Origin of the sequence: Saccharospirillum impatiens DSM 12546 (assembly GCF_000423605.1) — a bacterium.
Lineage (GTDB): Bacteria > Pseudomonadota > Gammaproteobacteria > Pseudomonadales > Natronospirillaceae > Saccharospirillum > Saccharospirillum impatiens.
Window position 1 is genome coordinate 1 of sequence record NZ_AUIH01000081.1, and the last position, 8,440, is coordinate 8,440.

Consider the following 8,440-nt stretch of genomic DNA (forward strand, 5'->3'; position numbering starts at 1 on the left):
ATCCATAAAGTAATGTTCACTTTCGATCGTATTGATCGCTTCAAAATCATTTTTACCAATACATAGCATCGCTAGATAACTTTTGATCACATCCGAATGTTTTATGCCGTGGCGCAATGGAACCAGTGCGTCAATTTGCTGTGTAAGATAGGTGTGTCGATTTACGGCTTGACCAATCAGTGCTAAGCCACTGTGACTGATGATATCTGCATCGGATTGTACGATTTTGAAACGCTTCATTTACTCACTCAGTAGGTGATCTATTTGAGGGGACTATTTTAGCAAAATTCGGCGCAAATAGAGGGCTATAGGCCGTTTTTTTATTATTAACCTACGGATTCAGGTTACTATTAAAGAAACGGATCGTAGTGGCAATGCTGGTTTTAGGGGCTGCTACGGTGCAGGCCGCAGACTTTACGGTGATGAAAGAGGACTATGGCCAATTTCATTACAACACTGATTTACAGGGTCAGGCGGCTGCCATAGAACTTGAAGATCAGACAACTCAACGTGTTCGACAGATGCTCAATCAGATCGACGTCGATTACCGAATTCAATTGCGAAGCTGGCCTATCTCCTACCGGCGAGCGTCCCAAAGAGAAGACTATGGGATTTTCCCCATTGAACAAAATGAAGCGTTGAGTGAGATATTCGAGTTCGTCGGACCATTGGCAGAGTATCAGTGGGTTGTCTATGTCCGGCCTAACAGCACGCTGACCATAGAAAGTGTAGATGACTTGAAGGATCTTCGCGTTGGAGGCTATCAAAATTCAACACTCTCCCGCTATTTAACCGAGCAAGGCGTTGACATAGAGGAGCTGCCTTACGATGCTCTGAATCTCAAGAAGCTTACCCTGGGGTATATTGATGCTTGGGTAACTTATAATGTGAACGCAGAGAGCATAGCTCGCCAGGCAGGGTACCCGACTCCCCAACCCGCCTGGATAGTGAAGTCAGTCGATGTGTATCTCGGTATCAATAAGGCGAGCAGTGCCGATATGCTAACTGCGATTGATCAGGTGGGACAAGCTTTGTAAGTGAAGGCAACGCCCTTCTCGGGCGTTCTTCCGGTACTCGGCGGTTTCCCCTCCCATGGGCGGCTATAAGGCGAACTCAGTTAATACAAAGCCTTGCCGCCGGTCGGGGTTATCTGTGTCTGGCTTGTGCTTGTGCTTTGTTATTTCCGACGACTTCTCAACTGACTGTGCAGAGCCAGAGCGTGTATGGAATTGCTTTGGCAGTAGAATGCCAGTTACAAGTTTTCAATATCACCCTGGTCAATGAGGCTTTTATTGCCGTCATGCCGAAAGAACCGTTTCCCTTGGTTGGGGTAGTCGGTAATGTCGAACGGCCGTCGCTGCCCGATGACCAGGCAGACCAACGGCTCGGAGCCATTGTTATATAGCGAATGCGCCTGGCCGTGGGTCGGGTAAGCAAGAAAGTCACCTGGCCCTACCGGGGATCGAACGTCACCCAGTAGCGCTTCACCGAAACCTTGTTGGATTAACAAACACTCCTCTTCATAATGGTGAGTGTGAGGTTCGGTTGAATAGCAGCCAGGCTCGATGCTGATCAGATGCACCCCCAGGTTCTTTAAACCTGCCGCATCACCCAAAGAGCGATCATGTCGAATGGCCTGAGGGTTCAGGAAATGCGTTTTGCGCTCCTGTGGCAAGTTAGCAATCTGTTCTGCGGTAATCAGCATGAGTCATGATTCCTGATGGTGGTCATTGTACGAGTCGGCGGTTTCCGGAAAAAGGATGTCCGCCAGTGCTTCAACCTGTCCATTGAACATATCAGCACCGTTCATAGTACGGCAACCCAGGCGAGTTCCGTATTCAAGAAAGGGTGTAACGGCGGGCTCTGTGATGGCGTCTGCTAAAAGCTGATGGGGTAGAATACCTTCCAGTCTGACCGGATAGGGATCGTTTGGCTTCATACCGGCCGGGGAGGCGTTGGCCAGCAAGTCATAGCCCTCAGGTTGATTATCGCTCAGCTTAACTTTTCCGGAAAAGAGGCTGTTTAATCGGCCAACAAGTGCCTTGGCCCTGGCGGGATCGACATCATAAATAGCTACCTGTTGCGCTCCCTGCTCCAGTAGCTCCCAGGCAATGGCCGAGCCCGACCCCCCCGCACCGATCACCAGCGCCCGGCAATCGGTGACGTTAAAGCCACGCGATCGCAGGCCGTTCAAGTAGCCAATGCCGTCGGTATGGTCGCCATACCAGCCACCGGCCTTGTTCTTGCGCAAGACATTTACCGCGCCAATGATATGGGCCCTGGCACTGGTCTGGTCGCAGAGTGGATAGGCGTCCAGCTTGTGGGGAAGGGTCAGCACAACACCCGGGACGTTCTGTACGGTTAACAAGGCAGCCAGGGTGCTTTCCAGATCGCTCGCCCTGACATGCCAGGGCACAACCAGAGCATTGAGGCCTCGGTGCTGCAGAGCCGGAGTTAGACCGGATGGAGCTTTCACCTGCCCGATGGGATCGCCCAGCATGGGGACAATCCGGGTATTGCCATTCAATTGGAAAGAAGCGGGGGCCGGTGTCATAACATCGCACCCTGAGCCAGCAATTGTCGCTGAACGGAAGAGACATCACTGACATGATGACGATCGGCAAAGTCGGCAGCAGCGACGCCGGCAGCCTGACCCGTCGCAAAAGCGGTCCCCATAACGCGTACGGAGCCATAAGCCTGGTCATCAGCTCCTATCACGCGGCCGGCATACCAAAGGTTGTCGACTCCCTTGGCGCGGAGCGAATCGTAGGGTACCTGTGCGAAACCGCGCCCCCCAATGGAATGATAAACCGGTTTGCCGGCTTCAGCATGCAATTCGATGGGCCAGGCAGCCCTTGCGACCGAGTCCTCGCGCTCAGCGCCTTCCAGAATGTCGTCACGGGTAATGGTGTAACGACTTTCCGGGTGTCGGGTTTCGCGCACGCCAACCTGAGGCCCGGTGCTGACCAGATAAGCCTGTTCACAACCGGGCAGTTGTTTGAGCATGGCGAGGTAGGCGTGTGCCATTTCCCGGCCATTCATTTCGGCCGTGGTAAAACTGCGTGAGGTCAGATCATCCAGAGGTAAGTCGACCAGCATCCACCACAGATCCCGGGACAGAGGCAGCCGGATCAGGATGCCGCCGTCGGTTCGGGCAATGGGGAACTGGCCGTTTATATTGTAGTCGCCAATCGCCTTCTGCAGGTTGGCCCGGTCTATCTTGACAGAAGGGTTAACGCCACCGATGCGAAGTGGCATGGTCAGCGCTTGTAGCTTGTGTTCGCGATTGCCGATTTGATAGTCAACACCGGTCAACATAGCCAGATTGGCATCACCAGACGCATCGACAAAAGCATCAGCAACAACCCGGCTGCGGCCTTCCATGCCCGCGAGGGTTACCGCTTCGATATCCTTGCCAGTGCGTGAGACGGCGGCGCATCGGGTATGGAGATGAATGTCGACCTGGTACTTGCGCAGTAGCCGATCCAGTGCCAGCTTCAGCAGCTCGGTATCGAGCATCACAATCCAGTTTCCGGTTGTTTCAGAACAATGCGGGTCTGCACTGAGCCCGAGAGCTCGAAGTTCGGTCAACAGTTCTTCAGCAACACCGGCTACCGCCTGAATAGGGTCTTTGCCCTGCTGGTACAAACCACAGTAGGCCAATACCTGAGAGGTGGTTGCCGCGCCCCCGAGGAATCCATACTTCTCCACCAGACACACTTTAGCCCCGGCCTTGGCAGCACCGATGGCAGCACCCACGCCACCGGCACCGCCGCCGCATACGACCACGTCATAGTAAGTAGTTTCGAGATGACTCATGTGCGCCACCCCAGAAAATAGCGTTCTGCGCGGCCGATCAGGTAGGAGACGGTCAGCCCGAGTGCCGACAGAATGGCAACGCCCGCGATCAACTGGTCAGTCGCCATCAGGCTGCCTGCCAGCAACACATAAGCGCCAATACCGTACTGTGCACCAATCATCTCAGCGGCAACCAGCAAAATAATGGCGATTGACGCCGAAATTCTGAATCCAGACAGGATTGCTGGCAGTGCACCCGGAAAAATAATCTTGCGAACGATGGAAGACCAGCTCAACCCAAAGGACTGACCCATGCGAATCAGGGTCCGGTCGACGTTATCCACAGCGCCAAAGGTTGATATTACCGTCGGGAAGAATACCCCGAACAGGATCGTGGCCACTTTGGAGCCCTCGCCAATACCAAACCAGATGATGAACAGGGGCAATAAGGCGATTTTGGGGACGGGCATAATAGCCGCCACCAACGGAGCGATGGCGGCACGCCCGATAGACGACAAGGCCACGAACAAGCCAACACTGATGCCCAGTATTGTTCCAGCGGTCCAGCCAATCAGCAGTCGTTGCAAGGATGCACTGACATGCAACCAAAGCAGTCCGGATTCAAACAGGTTGATAAACGCCTGTAGTGATTCCCCGGGGGAGGGCAGCACTAACGCGGGTATAAAGCCACTGGTTGAACCCCAGTGCCAGAATGCGATGAGGCCGATAAAGACCACGGGTGATATCCAGGGAATCGGCGACGTACGAAATCCGCCACCACGAAAGGGGACGGGTTTAGCGGCAGTTGAGCTTGATCGTGCCGAGGTTCCACGAGTAGACAGGGATTCAGTCATCGGTTAACTCCATATCAGCGGCCAGCGCTTCGTCTCGCATCAGATTCCACAGGTATTCCTGCTTCTGTTCCATCGCCACGATGTCTTTTTTTCGATCGGCCAGCGGCGTATCGATTTCAACAATCTCGCGAATGGTCCCCGGGCGTCGTGACAGCACGACGATCTTGTGCCCAAGGCGAACGGCTTCGGCGAGATTATGGGTTACGTAGCAAGCCGTAAATTGCTCTCGCGTCCACAGATCAACCAGATCGTCCATCAGCAGTTCGCGAGTCTGACTGTCCAGTGCTGACAAAGGTTCATCCATCAACAGAACAGCGGGGTTAACACAGAGTGCACGTGCAATGGCAACGCGTTGCTTCATACCGCCAGATAGCTGGCGTGGCAGCGCTTTGCGAAAATCGGTCAGTTTTGTTCGTGCAAGTACATCATTGATGATGGCCGAGGCCTGATCGGCTGGAATCCGATGATCCTCAAGCGCCAGCGAAATATTCCCTTCCACGCTTCGCCAGGGCAGTAGGGCAAAGTCCTGAAAAATATAGGTCAGAGGGTTAAGGCAGCTGTCCGGTGGCGAGCCAATTTGCAGAACCTCGCCGGAAGTGGGTCGTTCCAAACCGCCCAGAAATCGCAATAATGTCGACTTGCCGCACCCGGACGGGCCGATTATGCAGACAATTTCACCGCTATTAATGTCGAAATTGATGTCCGACAGGATATTCACATCACCGTATTGATGGTGAATGTTATTGAGAGACAAATCCATTCGGATGCTCCTGTAGTAAAGCGTATCGCAAGGGCTTATCGTGAACGCTGATCGTGCATACCGGCAGCGTCAGCACGACCCAGCCAGAGCGGGGTCGTGTGACACGAATAGAACCTTAGTAAGTGTCGACGTACTGAGTGTCGAAAACAGTCTCAAAGGCGATATCGCTGGATACCAAACCTTCCTGCTGGAACCACTCGAGCTGGTCGCGAAGGTTGGTGACGTTCATTCTGGCGTTTTCATTGATGCGCATGGCGCCGTTCTGAATAGACACCGACGAACGCTCGTACGGCTGATCAGGCGCGATGTACTCGGCAATAATGCGGATAACAGACTCTACTTCGCCGGCATCGGTGGTTTTATCAACCAGAGCAGCGTTGTGGTCTGCGACACCCTTGGAGAAACCAGCCAGAAAGCGTCTGACCAGGTCACCCTGTTCGCTCGCGATCTCCGCTGAGGTGAAAACCGTTGTAACCTGATAGTCTGGAATGTAGTCGGCAACCCAGCCGATGCCCACTATTTCCTCGCTGTTGGAAAGCGGCTTGCCCAAATTGGGAACTATCGACCAGGCATCAATTTGGCCAGTGCGCAGCGCACCAATAATGTTACCGACGCCTTGCAGTGGCCGCAGTGTAATAGCCGAGGTGTCGAATCCGGACTCCTGCGCTATTTTCGACGCCATATAGTGAAACGACGAACCGGCTTGGGTAATGCCGTAGCTGTAGCCCGCCAATTTTTCAGGGCTGGTCAGTCCCCGGTCATACGCGGGTTTCGAGGCTAGAATCATTTGCCCATCGATACCCGGTTCCTCCTGCAATGCACCACCTACCACTTTCACCGCGCCCCGATTAGCCAGGTTAATCAGTGCACCCGAGACGGCCGTCAGACCAAAATCAACATCACCCGAGGCAATGGCCACAGCCATGGGCTGGGCCGCATCGAAGAACACAAACTCCACGTCCAGGTTCTGTTCTGCAAAGTAGCCGCGTTCATAGGCGATGTAGTTTGGAGCATGGGACCCAAGTCGCAGTGCACCGACCTGTATGGTTTCAGCTTCCGCACTGGTTTCGGCAAAGGCCGGGCCTGTCACAAGCGCGGTGGCGGCCAAGCTGGCAACGATCAATGAGCTTAGTGTTTTTGTAGTTGTTCTACGCATGTAGTTTCTCCTGTGATTGTGGCGATCACTAAACGAATAGCGCCACCGGGTCTGCCAGACAGAAGCCTGACGTGCTTGCTCCTTTAATGATGTTTCGACCTTCCATTTCGGCCAATAATGTGGGCTTTTAAGGTGTTGATGGCTGTGTCGGGATCGTGATCCAGAACGGCATCAATGAGCGTGTCGTGATCGGCCTTGCTGGCTTCAAAGTCAACAACGCCCTCGTTCAGTGCCGCCAGTCGGAAGCGCCGACTTTGGTTATAGAGCCGTTCGTGCATTTCCAGTAATCGGGGTGAGCCGCAAGCATCGATCAATGCGGTGTGAAAGCGGTGATTGAACTCCTCCCACTCCATGGCGAGCGCCAATGGGTTTGACGCGATGTCCTGCTCGATTCGCGACAGCCGATGCCGGGCAGCAACCACTCGGCCCTCCCAGTCGACATCCGCTTTTTCCATAGACCAGCGTAAACCGAGACATTCGATCTCTACTCGCAAGCGAGTGATGTCTTCCAGATCAGCCTGAGTGGCCGACGCAACGCGAAACCCGCGTTGTGCCGTCGCTTCAACCAGACCTTCCACCGATAGCTGCACCAAAGCCTCGCGCATTGAATGAGCACTGCCGCCATACCGGGCGCGCAGTGGTTCAATTTTCAGTTTGGCGTCTGGCGGCAACTCGCCAAAGGCGATGTCACGCCTCAGCGCTGCTGCAAGCACAGCAACGACAGTACCGGCTTCATTGTCTTTGCGTCCGAACATCACAATTTCCAAAAATAGTTAAAATCTTCAATATTTTTAATCTTATGGATGACTCTAGGTGCTGTCATTGGCAAATGGTGAAACGCTGAGACCCGCAGGTAGAACGGTTGGAGTAATTGCGCAGCTGGAACTATCTTAGGTGTCGGTTATGGGATTTCGTGCGGTAGGTGAGGACGAACCGGATGGTCTACCTGGTATTTTCTCAACAATCGGCGGAGTACCAGTTAGCGCGTTAAAATCGTCGCACTGGCTAGAGATAATGGGCAGTGAAATCACCCAGGGTCAACGCCAGAAAACCTTCAAACTCGGCCTTTTCAGCCAGAACGCGGGCAACAGGCTCTGTATGAATATTCGGCAAGTGGGCAGCCGAAAGATTACGGAAAAGGATGGGAATGCTCATTGTATCCCAATCAGCAATTGGCCGACTTTGTTAGCATAAGGGCTTTTCAGGGTGCCTGGCAGCAGCTATTAAAAGCACTACAGAAAAATCGCCCTGGGCGGCTTTCGTTTATATTCGGAGCGGGATTAAACGTCAGGAGCGTTTAACGATACGTCAGCGCCCGAAGGGGTCATCACAGGGATGTGATGGATTGCAACGAGATGCAATCTCGGTTCCCATAAACAGAAAAAGCAACCCTTGGGCTGCTTCATCTTTAATTTGGAGCGGGATTAAACGTCAGGAGCGTTTTACGACGCGTCAGCGCCCGAAGGGGTCATCACAGGGACGTGATGGATCGCAACGAGATGCAATCTCGGTTCCCATAAACAGAAAAAGCAACCCTTGGCTGCTTCATCTTTAATTTGGAGCGGGAAACGAGATTCGAACTCGCGACCCCAACCTTGGCAATGTCAGGACAACCAAAAAGGCATAGTAATTCATTAAATTACGTGTGTCTACCATAAGGTTTATGGGCAAGATCCGCTCTATCACTGGTTCTTAGGCTGATTAGAATTTTAGGGTACTTTTAGAGCATCTGGTCACACAAAAATCATCGACAATGACCCCGACTATTTGGTTTTTGGGCTCTTCGTAAAACTCTGTGGAACCCTATGGCAGCATATCCAGCTTCCCACAGTGAAACAGTATGCTCGTTCTAAAGCCTTCGAAAGAACGATA

Annotated in this window: 9 protein-coding genes and 1 pseudogene; 1 reads left to right on the forward strand and 9 read right to left on the reverse strand. The window is 53.1% G+C overall.

Annotated features, from left to right (window positions below; translation table 11 throughout):
* Positions 1–240, reverse strand: a pseudogene (locus G565_RS0119440) (IS1380 family transposase); the annotation flags it as partial.
* Positions 241–368: 128 nt separating this feature from the next.
* Here G565_RS0119440 and G565_RS0119445 point away from each other — a divergent pair.
* Positions 369–1,037: an ABC transporter substrate-binding protein gene (locus tag G565_RS0119445; protein ID WP_157600165.1), complete on the forward strand. Its 669-nt coding sequence runs from the start codon at positions 369–371 to the stop codon at positions 1,035–1,037.
* A gap of 215 nt (positions 1,038–1,252) precedes the next feature.
* Here the strand turns inward: G565_RS0119445 and G565_RS0119450 are convergent, their stop codons facing one another.
* The 8 genes from G565_RS0119450 to G565_RS27115 all read right to left on the reverse strand — a co-directional run bounded on the left by G565_RS0119450 (position 1,253) and on the right by G565_RS27115 (position 7,723).
* Positions 1,253–1,705, reverse strand: a complete 453-nt coding sequence (locus tag G565_RS0119450) for a cupin domain-containing protein (RefSeq protein ID WP_028672324.1) — start codon at positions 1,703–1,705, stop codon at positions 1,253–1,255.
* A gap of 3 nt (positions 1,706–1,708) precedes the next feature.
* On the reverse strand, positions 1,709–2,554 hold the full coding sequence (locus G565_RS25045; protein ID WP_051208296.1) for a shikimate dehydrogenase family protein: 846 nt from the start codon (positions 2,552–2,554) through the stop codon (positions 1,709–1,711).
* Entirely contained in the window at positions 2,551–3,819 is a 1,269-nt protein-coding gene (locus tag G565_RS0119460; RefSeq protein ID WP_028672325.1) for an FAD-dependent oxidoreductase, read from the reverse strand. The genes G565_RS25045 and G565_RS0119460 overlap by 4 nt, the downstream gene beginning before the upstream one ends.
* Positions 3,816–4,652: an ABC transporter permease gene (locus G565_RS0119465; RefSeq protein WP_037340467.1), complete on the reverse strand. Its 837-nt coding sequence runs from the start codon at positions 4,650–4,652 to the stop codon at positions 3,816–3,818. Before G565_RS0119465 ends, G565_RS0119460 begins: the two co-directional genes overlap by 4 nt.
* The gene (locus tag G565_RS0119470) at positions 4,645–5,412 is read right to left on the reverse strand and encodes an ABC transporter ATP-binding protein (protein WP_028672327.1); all 768 of its coding nucleotides are present in this window, start codon (positions 5,410–5,412) and stop codon (positions 4,645–4,647) included. Before G565_RS0119470 ends, G565_RS0119465 begins: the two co-directional genes overlap by 8 nt.
* Positions 5,413–5,527: 115 nt before the next feature.
* Positions 5,528–6,568 carry an ABC transporter substrate-binding protein gene (locus tag G565_RS0119475; protein ID WP_051208298.1) on the reverse strand — a complete coding sequence of 347 codons (1,041 nt, stop codon included), beginning with the start codon at positions 6,566–6,568 and terminating at the stop codon, positions 5,528–5,530.
* 83 nt (positions 6,569–6,651) lie between these two features.
* Entirely contained in the window at positions 6,652–7,323 is a 672-nt protein-coding gene (locus G565_RS0119480; RefSeq protein ID WP_037340470.1) for a GntR family transcriptional regulator, read from the reverse strand.
* A gap of 250 nt (positions 7,324–7,573) precedes the next feature.
* Positions 7,574–7,723, reverse strand: a complete 150-nt coding sequence (locus tag G565_RS27115) for a hypothetical protein (RefSeq protein WP_169579686.1) — start codon at positions 7,721–7,723, stop codon at positions 7,574–7,576.
* Positions 7,724–8,440 lie beyond the last annotated feature (717 nt).

Coding starts and splice junctions, on each gene's coding strand:
- G565_RS0119460 (WP_028672325.1), bottom strand. CDS start 3,819: ATGAGTCATCTCGAAACTACTTACTATGACGTGGTCGTATGCGGCGGC.
- G565_RS27115 (WP_169579686.1), bottom strand. CDS start 7,723: ATGAGCATTCCCATCCTTTTCCGTAATCTTTCGGCTGCCCACTTGCCG.
- G565_RS25045 (WP_051208296.1), bottom strand. CDS start 2,554: ATGACACCGGCCCCCGCTTCTTTCCAATTGAATGGCAATACCCGGATT.
- G565_RS0119450 (WP_028672324.1), bottom strand. CDS start 1,705: ATGCTGATTACCGCAGAACAGATTGCTAACTTGCCACAGGAGCGCAAA.
- G565_RS0119470 (WP_028672327.1), bottom strand. CDS start 5,412: ATGGATTTGTCTCTCAATAACATTCACCATCAATACGGTGATGTGAAT.
- G565_RS0119465 (WP_037340467.1), bottom strand. CDS start 4,652: ATGACTGAATCCCTGTCTACTCGTGGAACCTCGGCACGATCAAGCTCA.
- G565_RS0119480 (WP_037340470.1), bottom strand. CDS start 7,323: ATGTTCGGACGCAAAGACAATGAAGCCGGTACTGTCGTTGCTGTGCTT.
- G565_RS0119475 (WP_051208298.1), bottom strand. CDS start 6,568: ATGCGTAGAACAACTACAAAAACACTAAGCTCATTGATCGTTGCCAGC.